Genomic DNA, 18152 nt, shown 5'->3' with positions numbered 1-18152 from the left:
GGGTTCAGCCGGCGGGCATGCGGAGCGCCATGGCGACAACCGCCGGCGCCGAAGGCGCGCTGCTGGACGCCATCCGAATTCGCCGCAGCGAACCGGGAGCGGACGAAAAAAAACCGACGGAGGCCCGTCGGTTCTTTAAGGATGGTGGAGGTGGCGGGAATCGAACCCGCGTCCGAAGGCACTCCATCCCCGGCACTACATGCTTAGCGCTCCGTTAGATCTCGTCCACCGACAGCACGGCGCGCAAAGCGCATCGGCGGACCAGTCTGCTGGATTTAACCGGGGTTGGCAGACAACCGCCCCGGCGGTCCCGTGATGATGACCCTACATCCACGAGCACGGGCACAAGTGGGTTCGGGGCTTAGGCCTTAAGCGGCCAGAGCGTAGTTGTCGTCGTTGGCAACTATGAGTTTTGCCGCTGGATTTACGAGGAAAGCTGCCCCCTCGGCATGCGCCAGGCAACTTCGCGACCCCCGTCGAAGCCAGTGCACCCCCGGGGAAAGACCATTGCTGACCTCACCAGTATAGGGGCGGGGCGGGCCGGCGCAAGGCCGGCGAAGCGGCCGCCCGCGCAGCGTCGCGCTCGGCAGCGGCGGGGACTGTCGGTATGCTGAACGCGATGAATTCGCCAGCGCATCCACCGCTCGACGCAGACAAGGAGCCGCGCGCGCCGATCCGCGGCTATCTGCTGTCGGGGCTGGTGCTGCTGGCCTCGCTGCTGCTGGTCTTCCTGTACTGGCGCAATGCGCAGCGCAACGAATTGCGCGCGGCGCACGCCGAGTTTGTGGCCGAGGCCGAAGGCATCACCAAGCTGCTGCGGCAGCGGCTGCTCAACTACGAGCTGGTGATCCGCGGCGGCGTGTCGCTGTTCGCCTCGCTGGAACGGCCGAGTCCGGAGCAATGGAAGGACTACGTCGACGGCCTGAACATCGACAAGCACTTTCCGGCGCTGGCGGGACTCGGCTTCGCTCCCTACCTCGACCACGCGCAACTGCTGGCGCTGCAGGCGTCCTCGCAGGCGAACGGAAAGCCGGGTTTCACGATCCGTCCCGCGGGCGTGCGCCAGCGCTACGGGCCCATGCTCTACCTGCAGCCGACGATTCCCTCCAACGTGGAGGCGATCGGTTTCGACATGTACTCGGAGACCGCGCGCCGGACGGCCATGAACGCCGCGGCGAAGAGCAGCATGGCGCGGATGACCGAGCCGTTGCGGCTGATGCCCGGAACGCGCTGGACGGCCCCGGGGCTGATGCTGTACGTGCCGGTCTACGGCGGCGAACCGCCGCACAGGACGGTCGCGGAGCGCCTGAGCGCGTTGCAGGGATGGGTGTGCATGCCGCTGGATACGCGGGCGCTGCTGGAGGAGATCCTGCGCACCACGCCGCGCCCGATCGAGATCAGCATCGTGGACGCCGCCAAGGGCGGCCTGTCGGTCTATCCCGGCGCGCTGTCCGCCGAGCGCGAGGGGCGGCCGCTGTTCGAGCGCACCACCGAACTCGACATCTATGGCCGCCACTGGCTGCTGCACTTCAGCTCGCAGGCGCAGGGCGGCCTGCTGGCCGGATCGTCCGGACTGCTGGCGGTGCTGATCGTGGGCGTGATCGCCTCGTTGCTGCTCTCGGGCATCACCCTGGCCCTGGCGCGCACCGAGGCGACCGCACAGCTGCGGGCGGCGCAGATGAGCGAGTCGTACCGGCGCAGCGAGCTGCGCTTTCGCAACGCGATGCGCTATTCGGCCAGCGGCAAGGCGCTGCTCGACCATCACGGCACGATCGTGGAGGCCAATCCCTCGCTCGCCGCCATCCTCGGCAGCACGCCGGAACTGCTGGTGGGCGAGCCGTTCACGCGCCGCTTCGTCGGCGGGAGGGACGAGGCGAACGACGGCTGGGCCCCGGGGCAGGGCGTGCGCCGCGTCACCCGCAGGCTGCGCCGCGCCGACGGCGAGCTGCGCGACCTGCAGCTCACCTACGCCCCGGTGTCCGGCAACATCGGCCAGGACGTGACCAGCCTGGTGGAGGTGGAGGACGTGACCGAGCGCCTGCGCGCGCAGGCGCAGGAACAGGCGCTCAATCGCCTGCTCGAGGCGCGGGTGGCGATGCGCACGCGCGAGCTTACCCACGCCAACCAGGAGCTGGAATCCTTCGCCTACAGCGTTTCGCACGACCTGCGCACGCCGCTGCGCAGCATCGAGGGCTTCAGCCGCCTGCTCGCCGAACGCTACGGCGACCGCATCGACGCCGAGGGCCGCGACTACCTCACGCGCGTGCGCAACGCCACCAGCCGCATGGACGGGCTGATCGATGCGCTGCTGCGCATGTCGCGCGTCAGCCGCAGCCCGCTGACCTGGGCGCCGCTGGACCTGTCGGCGATCGCCGCGGACCTGGTGCGCGAATTGCGCGAGAGCGAGCCGCAACGCGAGGTCCGCGTCGAGATCGAGCCCGGCCTGCACGCGGTCGGCGACGCCGCGCTGGTGCGCAACCTGCTGCAGAACCTGCTCGACAACGCCTGGAAGTTCACCGGCGGCCGCGACCAGGCGCGCATCGCGTTCGGCAAGGGGCCCGGGCAGGGCGAGCAGGCCGAATTCTTCATCCGCGACAACGGCGCCGGCTTTTCGCCCGAATACGCCGGCAAGCTGTTCCGGCCGTTCCAGCGCCTGCACAGCCAGCAGGAGTTTCCCGGCTACGGCATCGGCCTGGCGTCGGTGCGGCGGATCATCGAGCGCCATGGCGGCAGCATCCGCGCCGAAAGCCGGCTCGGGGAGGGTGTCACGTTCTGGTTCACGCTGCCGAGGAGCGCCGAGGACACGGAGGCCTGAAGCCGAGGCTCAGGCGTCCTTGTTGTGGCGCCGCATCAGCCGCTGCTTCTCGCGCGCCCAGTCGCGCTCCTTGCTGGCCTCGCGCTTGTCGTGGGCCTGCTTGCCCTTGGCCAGGGCGAGTTCGGCCTTGATGCGGTTGCCCTTCCAGTACAGGGCGGTGGGCACCAGGGTATAGCCGTCGCGCTGGACGCGGCCGATCAGGGTGTCGATCTCGTTGCGATGCAGGAGCAGCTTGCGGGTGCGGCGCTCCTCGGCGACCACATGGGTGGAGGCGGAGATCAGCGGCGTGATCTGCGCGCCGATCAGGAACAGCTCGCCCTTGAGCACCACCGCGTAGCTGTCGCCGATGTTGGCGCGGCCGGCGCGGATCGACTTCAGCTCCCAGCCCTGCAGGGCGAGGCCGGCCTCGTAGCGGTCCTCGATGTGGTACTCGTGGCGCGCGCGCTTGTTCAGCGCCACGGTGCCGGTGCCGTTTGCCTTATCCTTGTGACCCTTCTTGCTCATCGCTCCATTGTCCCATGCCGGCAGGAGCGCGTGCACCGCTCCGCGCCGTTCCGTCCAGTTCCGTCTTGCCTCGTCCGTCCATGCCCACGATCCAGCGCAGCGCCCTCGTCGAACACTCCGCCGCCCGCATGTTCGCCCTCGTCAACGACGTCGCGGCCTATCCGCGCCGCTTCGAATGGTGCGAGGCGGCGCAGGTACTGGAGGCCGACGAGGCCAGGGTGGTGGCGCGGCTGGACCTGGGCTTCGGCGCCCTGCGCACCTGGTTCACCACCGAGAACACGCTTTCGCCGCCGCACCACATCGACATGGCGCTGCGCGAGGGGCCGTTCAAGCGCCTGCACGGCCGCTGGCAGTTCCACGCCCTGGACGAGTGCGCCTGCAAGGTGACGCTGACCCTGGACTTCGAACCGCAGAACCGCCTGCTCGGCCCGGCCCTGGCCCTGGGCTTCCAGGCGCTGGCCGACCGCATGGTCGACGATTTCGTGCGCGTGGCCGACCGCGCCGAGGCATGAGCATCCGCGTGCAGGTGGTGCGGGCCTGGCCGCGGCGCCATCAGACGGTCGAGCTGCGACTGGAAGCCGGTGCGACGGTCGCCGACGCGCTGGCGGCCAGCGGCCTGCAGCTGGAGGGGGTCGGCGGCTACGCCGTGTACGGAGAGCGTGCCGACGCCGGGCGCGTATTGCGCGAAGGCGATCGGGTGGAGCTGCTGCAGCCGCTGCTGGCCGATCCGAAGCAGGCGCGCCGGCGGCGCGCCCTGCGCAACAAGGAATAGGGAGCTTCGGTCGGGCCGAAGGCGACCGCCCTCAGCGGCCGCGGCCCTTCTTCTTGTCCTTGGCCAGGTTGGGGCCGAAGGATTTGCGCAGGTCCTTGGACAGCTGCTCGTCCTGCTCCGGGAAGTAGTCGCCGTCCCACTTGGCGAGCGTGTCGTTCTCGAAGTACAGCGTCAGGTTCTTGACCTCGGCGCGGCCGATGCGGCCGGTGCGCTGCGAAGCGGTGTAGTCCCAGCGCTGGTTGTGGAAGGGGTCGGCGACCGAGGGCGAGCCCAGCAGCGTGATCACCTGCTGCTTGCTCATGCCGGCCTGCAGCTGGTCGACGGCGCTCTTCTCGAGCAGGTTGCCCTGATAGATCGGCTGGCGGTAGAAGATGCCGCAGCCGGCCGTGGCCAGGGTCAGGAAGGCGAGGATCAGGAGCTTGCGCATGAACGGCCGGTCGAGGGAAATCACGGCGATGATACACTCCCGGCGACCGCCGCGACCCACTCCCCAGGCAGCTGGCGCTAAACCGTCAGTGAATGGAGACTCCCGATGGAATCGCAAGAATTACGCAAGGTGGGGCTGAAGGTGACGCATCCGCGGATGCGCATCCTGGAGCTGCTGGAGCAGAAGGGCGCCCGCCACCACTTCACGGCCGAGGACATCTACAAGCAGCTGCTGGAGAGCGGCGACGAGATCGGCTTGGCCACGGTCTACCGGGTGCTCACCCAGTTCGAGGCCGCCGGCCTGGTCCTCAAGCACAATTTCGAGGGCGGCACGGCCGTCTACGAGCTCGACCGCGGCGGCCATCACGACCACATGGTGGACGTGGACACCGGCAAGATCATCGAATTCGAGAGCACCGAAATCGAGAAGCTGCAGCGCGAGATCGCCGAACGGCACGGCTATGTGCTCGAGGAGCACTCGCTGGTGCTGTACGTGCGCAAGAAGCGCGGATAAGGCCGGACGGGGAAACGCGAGGCATGCCGTTTCGACGCGCCCACCGGCGCCAACGCGGGCTGCGGCTCGCGGCGGCGCTGGCCGCGACGGCGCTGCTGCTGGCGGGATGCGCGTGGCAGGAAGCCGCTGCCGAAGGCTGCGGCGGGATCAAGCGGCCTGCGCCCGGGGGAGCTTCCCGACAAGGCCGGGGCCAAGGCGGCGATGCTGGCGCTGTACCGCGACGCGTTCGGGGACATGCCCGAATATGCCTATGCCAGGGTCCGGCTCGGCACCTGCATCCCAGCCGTCAACGCCGAGCGCCCCGGGCAGAAGGCTTGCGCGGTGGCGGTCACCATCGGCGCGGGCACCCTGGAAACCCAGGCCGATTTCCATTGGAACGGCTGTGCCTGGGAGGCCCGGTCCAGTACCTCGCAGGATCATCTGCCGTTCCCGGACCCCAAGCTCGCCGGGCCTACGCCCGAGGAGTAGGCGCGGGGCGGTCCCGGGTCAGCCCGCGCCGTCCAGGAGCTGCACCGCCGCGGCGCGGGCCTGCTCGGTCACCTTGACGCCGCCGAGCATGCGCGCCAGCTCGGCGACGCGCCCTTCGGGATCGAGCACCTCTACCGCGCTCTGGGTCATGCCTTCCACGGGCGCCTTGCTGACGCGGTAGTGCGTGTGGCCCTGCGCGGCGACCTGGGGCAGGTGGGTCACGCACAGCGCCTGGCGGCGGTCGCCCAGGGCGCGCAGCTTCTGGCCGACGATCTCGGCGACCGCGCCGCCGATGCCCGAATCGACCTCGTCGAAGACCATCGTCGGCACCGCGTCCGAGCCGAGCGCGGCGACCTCGATGGCCAGGGAGATGCGCGAGAGCTCGCCGCCCGAGGCGACCTTGCGCAGCGCGCGCGGCGGCTGGCCGGCATTGGCCGAAACCAGGAACTCCACGCGCTCGGCCCCCTGCGGGTCGGGGCGGTCCTGCGGCTGCGGTTCCAGGGCGGCCTCGAAGCGGCCGCCGCCCATGCCCAGTTCGTCGATCAGGGCGGTGGTGGAGGCCGAGAGCGTCTTCGCCGCGGCCGCCCGCGCCCGGCCCAGGGCCTGGGCCGCCTGGCGCCAGTCGCCGGCGGCGGCCTCGATTTCGCCGTCCAGCGCCTGCAGCCGCGCGCCGGCGTTGCGCAGGCCCTCCAATTCCAGTGCCAGCGCATCGCGGTGCGCGGCCAGGGCGTCGGGGGCGACGCGGTGCTTGCGGGCGAGATCGTGGAGACGCGAAAGCGTGGCTTCCAGTTCCTCGAACCGGGCGGGATCGAGGTCGAGGTCGGCGCGCACGCGATCGAGCAGGGCGGCGGCTTCGTCGACCTGGATGGCGGCCGCCTCGAGCATGGCGTCGACCTCCGCCAGGCGCGGCTCGTGCTCCTGTACCCGCGCCAGGTCGCCGCGCAACTGCTGCAGTTGCTGCGGCAGCGCCGGCAGTTCCTCGCCATCGCCGCCGAGGCGGGCCAGGGCGCTCTCGCAGGCGGCGATCAGGCCTGCGGCATGGGCGTGGCGGCGATGCGCGGCGTTGAGCTCGGCGATCGCCTCCGGCGCCAGCGTCTCGCGTTCCAGCTCGTCCAGCTGGTGGCGCAGCCAGTCGCTGCGCTCGGACACGTCTCCCGGCTTTGATAGGTATGCATTCGACAGCGCCTCGCGCTCGCGCAGCAGGCCACTCCAGTGCCGTGCGGCGGCCTGCACCCGGGCCAGCGCGGCCTCGTGGCCGCCGAAGGCATCGAGCAGGGCGAGCTGGCTGGGCCTGGAGAGCAGGGCCTGATGCTCGTGCTGGCCGTGGATCTCGACCAGGTGCGCCGACAGCGCCGCCAATTGCGAGAGCGGCGCCGGGCGACCGTTGATCCAGGCGCGCGAACCGCCGTCGGCGCGCAGGGTGCGGCGCAGCATGCAGAGCCCGGCCTCGCCGCCCTCCTCGAGCATGTCCTGCTCGCGCAGCCACTCGCGGGCGGCCGGAGCGTCGCACAGGTCGAACTCGGCATGCAGCTCGGCGCGTTCGCTGCCGTGGCGCACCATGCCGCTGTCGGCGCGCTGGCCGGAGAGGAAGCCCAGCGCGTCCACCAGCAGCGACTTGCCCGCGCCGGTCTCGCCGGAAATCACGGTCAGGCCGGGGCCGAACTCCAGTTCGCTGCTGGCGACGACGGCGAAATCTCGAATGGCAAGGCGGGTGAGCATGTGGCGCGAATTGTGCCGTGAGGCCCGCCAGCGTGTCATCGGGGCGGCGCAAGGCTTGCGACTCCGGGCTTGCCACTTCGCGGAGGCGGGCTTATACCGTTGACGTCCTTTTCCGCCCGCTTGCGATGGCCAGGCCTCCAGACCGCGATCCGACCCTCGACCCGCGCGCACGCCAACTGCTGCGCACCCTGATCGCGCGCCACATCCGCGACGGCGAGCCGGTCGGGTCGCAGACGCTGGCCCGGCACGCCGGGCTCGACGTCAGCCCGGCCACGATCCGCAACATCCTCGCCGACCTGGAGGAGATCGGCCTGCTGTCGGCGCCGCACACCTCCAGCGGGCGCGTGCCCACGCCGCAGGGCTATCGCGTCTTCGTCGACTCGCTGCTGCAGGTGCGGCCGCTGCCGGACAACGAGATGGCGCGGCTGAAGAACGAACTGCCGCTGGGCGGAGGCACCCAGTCGCTGCTGGGCAGCGCCTCGGAACTGGTCTCGGCGATGACCCATTTCGTCGGCGTGGTCAGCGTGCCGCGGCGCGAGCAGTTCGCCTTCCGGCACATCGATTTCGTGCCGCTGGACGGCAAGCGGATCATGGCGATCCTGGTGTTCGCCGACAACGACGTGCAGAACCGCATCGTCGAGCCGCGCCGCGCCTTCGACCCGGGCGAGCTCGAGCGCGTGGCCAACTACCTCAACATCAACTTCGCCGGCCGGCCGCTGTCGGAGATCCGCGCCACGCTGCTGCACGAGATGCGGGTGGCGCGCAACGAGATGGAAAGCCTGCTGTCGCAGACCGTCGAGCTGGCCGAGCAGGTGCTGGCGCCGGAGGTGATCGACCGCGGCAACGAGGACATGGTGGTCGCCGGGCAGACCCGCCTGATCGGCGTGCAGGACCTGGCCGACCTGGACCGCCTGCGCGACCTGTTCGAGGCCTTCGCCCGCAAGCGCGAGATCCTGCAGTTGCTCGAACGCACCGTGCGCGCTCCGGGCGTGCGCATCTTCATCGGCGAGGAAACCGGCCTGGCGCCGCTGGAAGGGGTGTCGCTGGTGACCGCCCCGTACGCCGCCGACGGCCGCGTGCTGGGCGTGCTGGGGGTCATCGGCCCCACGCGCATGGCCTACGACCGGGTGATTCCGGTGGTGCAGGCCACCGCCGAGGTGCTCGGCGCGGCCCTGGGCGAGGCAGGGATGCGCGCGGGCGGCGCGCCGCCGCGGCCCGGCGCCGGGCCGGGCGATCCCGGCCGCCAGGGTTGAATCGCGGGCGCCAAGCCCCATAGCTAGCCGGTCCGCGGCGGAGCGGGGCGATCGTGCCCGGCAGGGACAGCGTTGCCGAGCCCGCCGCGATCCCGGATGAAACGTTTTCAGGACACGTGATGACCACAGAACCGCCGTTCGACCCCAATGCCCAGGCGTCCGAAGCCGAGGCGCAGGCCGCCGAGATCGAGACCCTGAAGGCCGAGCTCGAGCAATTGCGCGCGCAGTCGCTGCTCGAGCGCGCCGATCTGGAAAACCAGCGCAAGCGCCTGGCCCGCGACATCGAGATCGCCCGCAAATTCGCCAACGAGCGCCTGCTGGGCGAACTGCTGCCGCTGTTCGACAGCATGGAGGCTGGGCTCGCGGCGGCGGCCGAGGCCGATCCGCTGCGCGCCGGGCTGGAATTGACCCTGAAGCAGCTGCACCGCATCGCCGAGGCCAACGGGCTGACCGAAGTGGCGCCGCAGGCCGGCGACAGCTTCGACCCGGACAAACACCAGGCGATGAGCATGGTGGAGGCGACGGGCGTGCCGCCGGGCGCGGTCGCGCAGCTGTTCCAGAAGGGCTACCTGCTCAACGAGCGCCTGCTGCGGCCGGCGCTGGTGGTGGTGGCCCGGCACGACTGAACGGACGTGCCCCGGGGCGGGGCGCTTGCATGACAGGCGCTTGAACGCCCGGCGCCCGGCCCCAGATAGCCCCTAGCGGCGGCCCGACCGCCAACCAGACAAAGATTTCGAGAGGGAAACAGCAATGGCAAAAATCATCGGCATCGACCTCGGCACGACCAACTCGTGCGTGGCGATCATGGAAGGCGGCAAGGCGCGCGTCATCGAGAACAGCGAGGGCGATCGCACCACGCCGTCGATCGTCGCCTACACCAAGGACGGCGAAGTCCTGGTCGGCGCCAGCGCCAAGCGCCAGGCCGTCACCAATCCCAAGAACACCTTCTACGCGGTGAAGCGCCTGATCGGCCGCAAGTTCACCGACGCCGAAGTGAAGAAGGACCTGGACCTGGTGCCCTACAGCATCGTCGCCCACGACAACGGCGACGCCTGGGTGCAGACCTCCGACGGCAAGAAGCTGGCGCCGCAGGAAGTCTCCGCGCGCGTGCTGGAGAAGATGAAGAAGACGGCCGAGGCCTATCTCGGCGAGACCGTCACCGAGGCGGTGATCACCGTGCCGGCCTACTTCAACGACAGCCAGCGCCAGGCCACCAAGGACGCCGGCAAGATCGCCGGGCTGGACGTGAAGCGCATCATCAACGAGCCGACCGCGGCCGCGCTGGCCTACGGCCTGGACAAGGAAGGCGGCGACCGCAAGATCGCCGTGTACGACCTCGGCGGCGGCACCTTCGACGTGTCGATCATCGAGATCGCCAACGTCGACGGCGAGAAGCAGTTCGAGGTGCTGGCCACCAACGGCGACACCTTCCTCGGCGGCGAGGACTTCGACAAGCGCGTCATCGACTATCTCGTCGACGAATTCCAGAAGGACCAGGGCATCGACCTGCGCAAGGATCCGCTGGCCCTGCAGCGCCTGAAGGACGCCGCCGAGCGCGCCAAGATCGAGCTGTCCTCCTCGCAGCAGACCGAGGTCAACCTGCCGTACGTGACGGCCGACGCCTCCGGTCCGAAGCACCTGAACATCAAGCTGACCCGCGCCAAGCTCGAATCGCTGGTCGAGGACCTGGTGAAGAAGACCATCGAGCCCTGCCGCACCGCGCTCAACGACGCGGGCCTGCGCGCCGGCGACATCGGCGAGGTGATCCTGGTCGGCGGCCAGACCCGCATGCCCAAGGTGCAGCAGGCGGTGGCCGAGTTCTTCGGCAAGGAGCCGCGCAAGGACGTCAACCCGGACGAGGCCGTGGCGATCGGCGCGGCGGTGCAGGGCGGCGTGCTGGCCGGCGACGTCAAGGACGTGCTGCTGCTCGACGTGACCCCGCTGAGCCTGGGCATCGAGACCCTGGGCGGCGTGTTCACCAAGATCATCGAGAAGAACACCACCATCCCGACCAAGGCTTCGCAGACCTTCTCCACCGCCGAGGACAACCAGTCGGCCGTGACCGTGCACGTGCTGCAGGGCGAGCGCGAGCAGGCCCGCTACAACAAATCGCTGGCCAAGTTCGACCTGACCGGCATCGACGCCGCGCCGCGCGGCATGCCGCAGGTGGAGGTGTCCTTCGACATCGACGCCAACGGCATCGTCCACGTCACCGCCAAGGACAAGAAGACCGGCAAGGAGCAGAAGGTCGAGATCAAGGCCGGCTCGGGCCTGTCCGACGACGAGATCCAGCGCATGGTCGCCGACGCCGAGGCGCACCGCGAGGAGGACAAGAAGTTCCACGAGCTGGTCAGCGCCCGCAACCAGGCCGATGCCCTCGTGCACGGCGCGCGCAGCGCGATCAAGGACAACGGCGACAAGGTGCCGGGCGACGTGATCGGCCGCGTCGAGGCCGCCATCGCCGAGGTCGAGGCCGCGATGAAGGGCGACGACCAGGCGCAGATCGAGGCCAAGTCGCGCGCGCTGGAGGAAGCCGCGCAGTCGCTGTTCGCGGCCGCCGCGGCGGCGCAGTCCCCGTCCGGCGACGCCGATGGCGACGCCGGCGGCGCGCGCAAGGGCGACGACGTGGTCGACGCCGAATTCACCGAAGTCAAGGACGACGACAAGAAGTAAGGCGCCAGGCGGGACGGGAGACGGGAGACGCCTCGCGGCGTTCCCGTTTCCGCTTGCCGCTCGCCTTGCTTCCGTTTCGCACCACCTGGCACACCATGAGCAAACGCGACTACTACGAAGTCCTGGGCGTGGCCCGCAACGCCGGCGACGAAGAGCTGAAAAAGGCCTATCGCCGCTGCGCGATGAAGCACCACCCCGACCGCAATCCCGGCGACAAGGCCGCCGAAGCCGCGTTCAAGGAATGCAAGGAAGCCTATGAAGTGCTCTCGGACGGGGGCAAGCGCCGCCTGTACGACCAGCACGGCCACGCCGCGTTCGAGCACGGCATGGGCGGCGGCAACGCCGGTCCCGGGTTCGCCGACATGGGCGACATCTTCGGCGACATCTTCGGCAACATCTTCGGCGGCGGCGCCGCCCGCGGCCCGCGCCGCGGCGCCGACATCGGCTACGTGATGGAGCTCGACCTGGAGGAGGCCGTCGCCGGCGTCGAGAAGCGCATCGAGCTGCCGACCCTGGCGGCCTGCGAGCCCTGCAAGGGCACGGGCTCGGAGGACGGCAAGCTGGAGACCTGCACCACCTGCCACGGCCGGGGCCAGGTGCGCTTCCAGCGCGGCATCTTCTCGATGCAGCAGCCGTGCCCGGATTGCCATGGCCGCGGCCAGAGCTTCAAGAACGCCTGCAAGGTGTGCCGCGGCAGCGGCCGCATCGAGGAGGAGAAGGTGCTGTCGGTGAAGATCCCGGCAGGCGTGGACAACGGCGATCGCATCCGCCTGTCCGGCGAGGGCGAGGCCGGTCCGCCCGGCTCGCCGCCCGGCGACCTCTACGTCGAGGTGCGGGTACGCCCGCACGAGATCTTCGAGCGCGACGGCGACGACCTGCATTGCGAGGTGCCGATCCGCATTTCCCAGGCCGCGCTCGGCGACGTGGTGCGCGTGCCCACCCTCAACGGCGAGGCCGAGATCCGCATCCCCGCCGAGACCCAGACCGGCAAGGTCTTCCGCCTGCGCGAGAAGGGCGTGAAGTCGGTGCGCAGCCGCGGCGTCGGCGACCTCTACTGCAAGGCCGTGGTCGAAACCCCGGTCAATCTCACCGCCGAGCAGCGCGACCTGCTGGAGAAGTTCGAGGCCACCTTCGTCGGCGAGGGCGCGCGCCGCCATTCGCCCAGGTCCAGCACCTTCGTCGACGGCGTCAAGGGCTTCTGGGAGCGGATGACCTCGTAGCGCTTGCGAGCGTCAATCAAGGGCGCCCCGCAAAAGCCCGCGTTCCCGCGCGGGCTTTTTCATGCCTGCGGATTTCATGTCCATCCGGCGGTCGCGACGGCACATCAGGACGCGTTTCCCGGCAATGCCCCCTCTAGCGTCGTCCCAGCAAAAGCTGGGACCCATTTTTGCTTCTCCGCCCTACAGCCAAGGGCAACATGGATCCCGGCTTCCGCCGGGACGACGGTGGAGGAGCAGGGCTCCGGCAAAGGGCGCCGCCGGAAAATGCCCACCAAAAGCGTCAGCCAGAAACGTCAGCCATGAGCGCCAACCGGGCGCCTTAGTCATGCCGCGCATTGATCCCGCGCCTCGCGCCCCAGCGGGCGTCGAGCGCGCCGGCGATCTTCTTCACCCAGCGCGAGAACCGCCCGCGGCGCTGCTTGCGCGAGAGCTCCCCGGCGCTGGTCAGCCAGGCGACCTGCACCACGCGGCGTTCGCCTTCGAAGGGCAGGTGTCCGTGCCAGGAGTTGTCGGCGCGCCGGAACGCGACCAGGGTGCCGTACTCGGGACGGATTTCCGGCGCCGCCAGCGCCTGGATGTCGTCGCCGCGATGGAGCAGGCGCAGGCAGCCCTCGCTGGCCTGCGGCCAGTCGAGGTTGAGATAGAGCAGGGCGGTGGCGATCTTCGACTTGCTGTCGGTATGGATCGTGCCGTGGCGCAGGTGGACGGCATCGCTCAGGGTGACGATGGCAGGCCGCTCGGACAGCCGTTCCAGCCCCAGGCGCGCGCCGATGGCGTCGGCGACGGCCGGCGAGATCATCTCGGCCACCAGCGCCCGCACCGAATCTCCGCAATCCTGCGCCCGATAAGGAAAGAAGCCGGCGCAGCCATAGCGCGGAAAATCGGCGGCCAGCGCATCGCGCTGCGCGTCGGGCAACTGCCTGGGCGCGACCAGGAACGCGAAGGGCGCCGAGGCGACCAGCACGTCGGGACGATCGAGGCGGGCGGGATCGAGCAGCATGGCAAGCGACGGCGAGGGCGGAGTCGGCCTGTTGCGTTGCGCCCGATCATAACCTCGCCCGGCGCGGCCGGGGAGCGACGGCCCTGCTTGCCGGCGCGTGCGCGCGTCGCTAGCCTGCATGCATGAGCGAACCCGTCCGCCTTTTGCCCGTCCGCATCCTGATCCATGGCGCCTCCGGGCGCATGGGGCAAGCCCTGCTGCGGCTTGCCGGCGCGCGCCAGGACTGCCGCGTCGTCGCGGCGGTCTCGGCGCGCTCGCCGGCGCAGCGCGTGGTCGAGGGCGTGCCGCACTTCGCCGCCAGCGAACTGGGCGGCGCGCCGGAGTTCGACGCGGCCATCGATTTCAGCCTGCCCGACGGTTTCGGCGCGGTGCTGGCGCTGTGCGTGCAGCGCGGCGCCGCCTTCGTGTCCGGCACCACCGGCCTGTCCGAGGCGCAGCGCGCCGATCTGCAGGCCGCCGCCGCGCGCGTGCCGGTGCTGTGGGCGGCGAACTTCAGCCTGGGCGTGGCCGTGCTCGAGGACCTGGTCGAGCGTGCCGCCTCGACGCTGCGCGGCTGGGACTGCGACATCGTCGAGGCGCATCACACGCAGAAGAAGGATGCCCCGTCCGGCACCGCGCTCGCGCTCGGCGCCGCGGCGCAGCGCGGCGATGCGCGGCCGCATTACGCCAGCCTGCGCGCCGGCGACATCGTCGGCGAGCACATGGTGCAGTTCACCGGCGCCGGCGAACGGATCGAGCTGATCCACCGCGCCGGCAACCGCGACATCTTCGCCCGCGGCGCGCTGCACGCGGCGGTCCGCCTGGCCGGGCGCCCGGCGGCCGAATATCGCCTGCGCGACCTGCTCTGAGGGTGCCCTGCGAACGGCGCGGCCGCGTGCCCGCGGCCGTCGTCAGAGGGCGAACAGGCTGAAGCAGGCCGCCACCAGCAGCAGCACGATGGCGGCGAGGATGCCGAAGCCGACCAGCAGGCCGAGCGCGCTGCGCGTCTGTCCGCGGCGCACGAGGTGAACGGCCAGCCACGCCACGGCCAGCCAGGGCAGCAGCAGCGGGATCACAACGAGCACGATGGTCGGGCCCGGGCCCGTCGAATCCCATTGCAGCAGCGCGGCCATCAGCACGATGCGCAGCAGGAAGGCGACCGCGGCGCCGCCGACCAGGCAGGCGAAGAACAGGGCGATGCCGATGCCCAGCGAGCCGCGGGCATCGGCCGGCGGCCGCGCCTGGGGTCCGCCGATCGGCGATTGCGGCGGGGTGTACGGGGTCTGGTCCTCGCTCATGCCATCACCTCCACGGCGTTGCCGGCCTCGACCTGGGCGCGCAGCTTCTCCAGCCGCTGCCGCAGGCCGTCGCGGTAGAACAGGTTGAACGTATCGAAGGGCACGATGCTGCCGTCGGGCTGGGCGATGTGCACGCAGCTCTTCTTCACCGAGCGCAGGTCGAAGCCCTCGGCGTCGATGAAGGCCATGATCAGCACCCGGAACACGTTGCGGTAGCCAAGGCCGGCCGGCGCCTGCACCTGCGGCAGGCAGCACAGCAGGTCGGCCAGCGAGCAGGCCTGCGATTGCGGCGAGTGGTTGGTCGCGAACAGCTTGAACAGCGCCTCGCGCAGGCCCTCGTCCTTCTCCAGCACGATGCTGTTGCGGCCGCCCTCGATCAGCACCTCCGGCGGCACCAGGCCGGTCAGCGGCACGATGTCGTCGCCGAGCTTGAGCGCATAGGCCATCGCCAGGCTGTCGGGATGGCAAGGCACCGGGATCAGGTCTTCCGGGCGGAACAGGCCGCTCTGTTCGAGGATGCCGCGGCGCACCTCGGTCAGGGTGAGGCGGTCGCGCGCGGCGTCGTAGCCCTCGGTGCGGCCGGCATGCTGGATCGGCTGGAAGGTCACGCCGCGCACGCAGGGCTGGCGGCGCGCGAATTCGACGATCTCCCCGAGCTCGCCGTCGTTGAGGCCCTTCTTGACCGTCACCACCAGCGTGGTGGAAATGTCGTGGCGGTTGAGCGCCTCCAGCGCGCGCAGCCGGATCTCGCGCAGGCGCGCGCCCCGCAGTTCCTGGTGGACTTCGTCGCGCAGCGAGTCGAACTGCAGGTACAGCTCGAAGCCGGGCATGTAGTCGGCCAGGCGCGCGACGAACTCAGGCTCCCTGGCGATGCGCAGCCCGTTGGTGTTGACCATCAGGTGGCGGATCGGGCGCGCCTTGGCGGCATCGAGGATGGCGAAGAACTCCGGGTGCAGGGTCGGCTCGCCGCCGGAAATCTGCACCACGTCCGGCTCGCCCTCGTTGGCGACCACCGCGTCGAGCATGCGCTCGATGGTGGCCAGGTCGCGGAAGCCGGGGCGGTGCGGACCGGAGTCGGCATAGCAGATCGGGCAGCGCAGGTTGCACTGATCGGTCACCTCGATCAGGGTGAGGCAGCTGTGCTGCATGTGTTCCGGGCACAGGCCGCAGTCGTAGGGGCAGCCCCAGCGGCGCTCGGTGTTGAAGCGCTGCGGCAGCTCCGGCGGCTTGACGAAGCGCTCGCGGCACAGGCGGTAGTAGGCGGCGTCGTCGGCGACCAGCACGCGCTCGCGTCCGTGCTGCGGGCACCACTTCTCCAGGTAGACGCGTTCGTCCTTGATCAGGATGCTGGCCTCCACGCGGCGCAGGCAGGTCGAGCAGACCGAGACGGCGCTGTCATAGAACAGGTACGGCCTTACCTTCGCCATGCCAGCGTCCCTGCGATCCTGGGGATGTCGCGCAGATAGTAGAGCAGGCCCGCCAGGCACAACAGCTGCAGGCCGGAGAACAGGCCGAGGTAGTGCAGCGGGATGGGGCGGATCCATTCGATCAGCAGGCGGTAGCCGAGGTAGGCGACCATGAAGGCGCGGAACCGGTCGCCCTCGCGCGCGAAGCGCCCGCCGTGCCGCGCGATCCAGGCGCCCAGCGCCAGCAGGAAGGCGATCTCGTACAGCTGCGTCGGGTGCCGGGGCACGCCGTCGCCGAAATCCACGCCCCAGGGCAGGGCGGTGGGGTTGCCGTAGGTATGGTCGTTCAGGCCGGCCAGGAAGCAGCCGATGCGCCCGATGCACATGCCCGCGATCAGCGGCAGCACGAAGGCATCGCCGGTGGAGCCGCGCACGCCCTCCAGGCGCTTGGCGATCTCCACGCCCGCCAGGCCGCCGAGCAGCGCGCCGATGATCGATTTCCCCTCCAGGAGGCGGCGCGGGTCGGGGAAGCCGGCGAAGGCGTAAAGCGGGTCGTACAGCCAGTAGGCGAGCTTGCTGCCGAGCGCGGCGCCGATGATCGCGCCGGCGGCCACCGCGATCGCGTGCTCGCGCGAGGCCAGGGCCGGCAGCGCCTGGCGCTGGCGCTCGCGCAGGTAAAGGCGGAAGCCGATGGCGTAGGCGGCGACCTCGAACAGTGTGTGGATCCAGTACGGGCTCGGCGGCATCGCCGCAGTGTAGGCCCTGCGGGGCGGCGGCACGGAAAATCGGCGGAGCGGGCTGGCGGAGCGGCGCGAAGGCCGCTACAATTCTCGCTCGCCTGATTCCCCCCCGCCTCCGGACCGGTTCCGCGCCGCTCCGGCGGTTTCTTGCAACCTGACGTAGGCGATCCCCGTGACCGATACAGCAATCCTCGCGCTTGAAGACGGCACCGTCTTCGAGGGCGTTTCCGTAGGCGCGCCCGGCCTTTCGGTCGGCGAGGTGGTGTTCAACACCGCCATGACCGGCTACCAGGAAATCCTCACCGATCCGTCCTATGCCCGTCAGCTCGTCACGCTGACCTATCCGCACATCGGCAACACCGGCTGTACCGACCAGGACGACGAGGCCGGCCAGGTCTGGGCCTCGGGCCTGATCGTGCGCGACGTGCCGCGCCGTCCCAGCAACTGGCGCAGCCAGGTCGCATTGCCGGAGTGGCTGCGCCAGCGCGGCGTGGTCGCCATCGCCGATATCGACACCCGCAAGCTCACGCGCCTGCTGCGCGACCGCGGCGCGCAGAACGGCGCGCTGATGGCCGGCGCCATCGATGCGGACAGGGCCATCGAGGCCGCGCGCAAGTTCCCCGGCCTGAAGGGCATGGACCTGGCCAAGGAAGTCTGCACGCGCGAGGCTTATCCCTGGCGCGAAGGCCAGCTCGACCTCGACACGGACACATTCGCCAGCCTGGGGGCGAAGCGCATTGCAAAGTCCGCACAGGCAGGTGCGGGTTCTGGCGAGGGACTCGCATACCGTGTCGTGGCCTACGACTTCGGCGTGAAGCGCAACATCCTGCGCATGCTGGCCGAGCGCGGCTGCGACGTGACCGTGGTGCCGGCGCAGACGCCGGCCGCGGACGTGCTGGCGCTGAAACCTGATGGCATATTCCTGTCCAACGGCCCAGGCGATCCGGAGCCTTGCGACTACGCGATCGCCGCGATCCGCGTTTTCATCGAGCAGAAAATCCCGACCTTCGGCATCTGCCTCGGCCACCAGCTGCTCGGCCTGGCCTCGGGCGCGTGCACGCTGAAGATGAAGTTCGGCCACCACGGCGCCAACCATCCGGTGATCGACCTGGGCATCTTCGACGAAGGCCGCAAGCGCGTGATGATCACCTCGCAGAACCACGGCTTCGCGGTCGACGAGGCGACGCTGCCGGACAACGTGCGCGTCACCCATCGCTCGCTGTTCGACGGCAGCAACCAGGGCATCGCGCTGACCGACGCGCCGGCGTTCAGTTTCCAGGGACACCCGGAAGCCTCGCCCGGCCCGCACGACGTCGCGCCGCTGTTCGACCGCTTCGTCGCGCTGATGGAGCGCGCGGCTTGAAG

General features: G+C 70.1%; 18 protein-coding genes and 1 other RNA gene. 11 read left to right on the top strand and 8 right to left on the bottom strand.

The window, feature by feature from the left end:
• Positions 1-142: 142 nt before the first annotated feature.
• Positions 143-495: a transfer-messenger RNA gene (gene ssrA / locus MD221_RS02795) on the bottom strand.
• 124 nt (positions 496-619) lie between these two features.
• On the opposite strand from ssrA, the gene MD221_RS02790 reads away from it, so the two are divergent.
• A complete protein-coding gene (locus MD221_RS02790; protein ID WP_242107653.1) occupies positions 620-2815 on the top strand; it encodes a CHASE domain-containing protein in 2196 nt (731 codons plus the stop codon).
• Between the two features lie 9 nt (positions 2816-2824).
• Here MD221_RS02790 and smpB read toward each other — a convergent pair whose 3' ends face one another.
• Positions 2825-3319, bottom strand: coding sequence for an SsrA-binding protein SmpB (gene smpB, locus MD221_RS02785; RefSeq protein ID WP_242107651.1), 495 nt, complete (start codon positions 3317-3319; stop codon positions 2825-2827).
• A gap of 80 nt (positions 3320-3399) precedes the next feature.
• On the opposite strand from smpB, the gene MD221_RS02780 reads away from it, so the two are divergent.
• Positions 3400-3831: a type II toxin-antitoxin system RatA family toxin gene (locus MD221_RS02780; protein ID WP_242107649.1), complete on the top strand. Its 432-nt coding sequence runs from the start codon at positions 3400-3402 to the stop codon at positions 3829-3831.
• Positions 3828-4091, top strand: a complete 264-nt coding sequence (locus tag MD221_RS02775) for an RnfH family protein (RefSeq protein ID WP_242107648.1) — start codon at positions 3828-3830, stop codon at positions 4089-4091. Before MD221_RS02780 ends, MD221_RS02775 begins: the two co-directional genes overlap by 4 nt.
• Before the next feature lie 31 nt (positions 4092-4122).
• On the opposite strand, the gene MD221_RS02770 is transcribed toward MD221_RS02775, so the two are convergent.
• On the bottom strand, positions 4123-4518 hold the full coding sequence (locus MD221_RS02770) for an outer membrane protein assembly factor BamE (protein WP_242107647.1): 396 nt from the start codon (positions 4516-4518) through the stop codon (positions 4123-4125).
• 105 nt (positions 4519-4623) lie between these two features.
• On the opposite strand from MD221_RS02770, the gene fur reads away from it, so the two are divergent.
• Together fur and MD221_RS02760 are read left to right on the top strand one after the other, a co-directional pair.
• Entirely contained in the window at positions 4624-5031 is a 408-nt protein-coding gene (gene fur / locus MD221_RS02765; protein ID WP_242107646.1) for a ferric iron uptake transcriptional regulator, read from the top strand.
• Positions 5032-5232: 201 nt separating this feature from the next.
• On the top strand, positions 5233-5499 hold the full coding sequence (locus MD221_RS02760; protein WP_242107645.1) for a hypothetical protein: 267 nt from the start codon (positions 5233-5235) through the stop codon (positions 5497-5499).
• An 18-nt stretch (positions 5500-5517) separates the two neighbouring features.
• Here the strand turns inward: MD221_RS02760 and recN are convergent, their stop codons facing one another.
• Positions 5518-7218, bottom strand: coding sequence for a DNA repair protein RecN (recN, locus tag MD221_RS02755; RefSeq protein ID WP_242107644.1), 1701 nt, complete (start codon positions 7216-7218; stop codon positions 5518-5520).
• Between the two features lie 125 nt (positions 7219-7343).
• On the opposite strand from recN, the gene hrcA reads away from it, so the two are divergent.
• The 4 genes from hrcA to dnaJ all read left to right on the top strand — a co-directional run bounded on the left by hrcA (position 7344) and on the right by dnaJ (position 12364).
• Positions 7344-8471 carry a heat-inducible transcriptional repressor HrcA gene (hrcA, locus tag MD221_RS02750; protein ID WP_242107643.1) on the top strand — a complete coding sequence of 376 codons (1128 nt, stop codon included), beginning with the start codon at positions 7344-7346 and terminating at the stop codon, positions 8469-8471.
• 116 nt (positions 8472-8587) lie between these two features.
• The gene (gene grpE / locus MD221_RS02745; RefSeq protein ID WP_425602186.1) at positions 8588-9097 is read left to right on the top strand and encodes a nucleotide exchange factor GrpE; all 510 of its coding nucleotides are present in this window, start codon (positions 8588-8590) and stop codon (positions 9095-9097) included.
• A gap of 124 nt (positions 9098-9221) precedes the next feature.
• Positions 9222-11144 (top strand): molecular chaperone DnaK, encoded by a 1923-nt coding sequence (gene dnaK, locus MD221_RS02740; RefSeq protein WP_242107639.1) that lies wholly within the window; start codon positions 9222-9224, stop codon positions 11142-11144.
• A 95-nt stretch (positions 11145-11239) separates the two neighbouring features.
• A complete protein-coding gene (gene dnaJ, locus MD221_RS02735) occupies positions 11240-12364 on the top strand; it encodes a molecular chaperone DnaJ (RefSeq protein ID WP_242107637.1) in 1125 nt (374 codons plus the stop codon).
• A gap of 319 nt (positions 12365-12683) precedes the next feature.
• Here dnaJ and MD221_RS02730 read toward each other — a convergent pair whose 3' ends face one another.
• A complete protein-coding gene (locus MD221_RS02730) occupies positions 12684-13364 on the bottom strand; it encodes a 2OG-Fe(II) oxygenase (RefSeq protein WP_242107635.1) in 681 nt (226 codons plus the stop codon).
• A 122-nt stretch (positions 13365-13486) separates the two neighbouring features.
• Here MD221_RS02730 and dapB point away from each other — a divergent pair, with 122 nt between their 5' ends.
• Complete coding sequence (gene dapB, locus MD221_RS02725) at positions 13487-14212, top strand: 4-hydroxy-tetrahydrodipicolinate reductase (protein WP_242107633.1); 726 nt, start codon at positions 13487-13489, stop codon at positions 14210-14212.
• Between the two features lie 42 nt (positions 14213-14254).
• On the opposite strand, the gene MD221_RS02720 is transcribed toward dapB, so the two are convergent.
• From MD221_RS02720 to MD221_RS02710, 3 genes are read right to left on the bottom strand one after another with little or no spacing between them, the layout of a single operon-like run.
• The gene (locus MD221_RS02720; RefSeq protein ID WP_242107631.1) at positions 14255-14641 is read right to left on the bottom strand and encodes a hypothetical protein; all 387 of its coding nucleotides are present in this window, start codon (positions 14639-14641) and stop codon (positions 14255-14257) included.
• The gene (locus MD221_RS02715; RefSeq protein ID WP_242107630.1) at positions 14638-16068 is read right to left on the bottom strand and encodes a radical SAM protein; all 1431 of its coding nucleotides are present in this window, start codon (positions 16066-16068) and stop codon (positions 14638-14640) included. Before MD221_RS02715 ends, MD221_RS02720 begins: the two co-directional genes overlap by 4 nt.
• Complete coding sequence (locus MD221_RS02710) at positions 16056-16793, bottom strand: prolipoprotein diacylglyceryl transferase (protein ID WP_242107629.1); 738 nt, start codon at positions 16791-16793, stop codon at positions 16056-16058. Before MD221_RS02710 ends, MD221_RS02715 begins: the two co-directional genes overlap by 13 nt.
• Positions 16794-16959: 166 nt before the next feature.
• Between MD221_RS02710 and carA the strand changes: the two genes are divergently transcribed.
• Positions 16960-18150 (top strand): glutamine-hydrolyzing carbamoyl-phosphate synthase small subunit, encoded by a 1191-nt coding sequence (gene carA / locus MD221_RS02705; RefSeq protein WP_242107628.1) that lies wholly within the window; start codon positions 16960-16962, stop codon positions 18148-18150.
• Positions 18151-18152 lie beyond the last annotated feature (2 nt).

It is taken from the genome of Luteimonas aquatica (assembly GCF_022662575.1).
Classification (GTDB): Bacteria; Pseudomonadota; Gammaproteobacteria; order Xanthomonadales; family Xanthomonadaceae; genus Luteimonas; species Luteimonas aquatica.
Note: the sequence above shows the minus strand (reverse complement) of the source record. Positions and strands in the feature narration are given on the sequence as shown.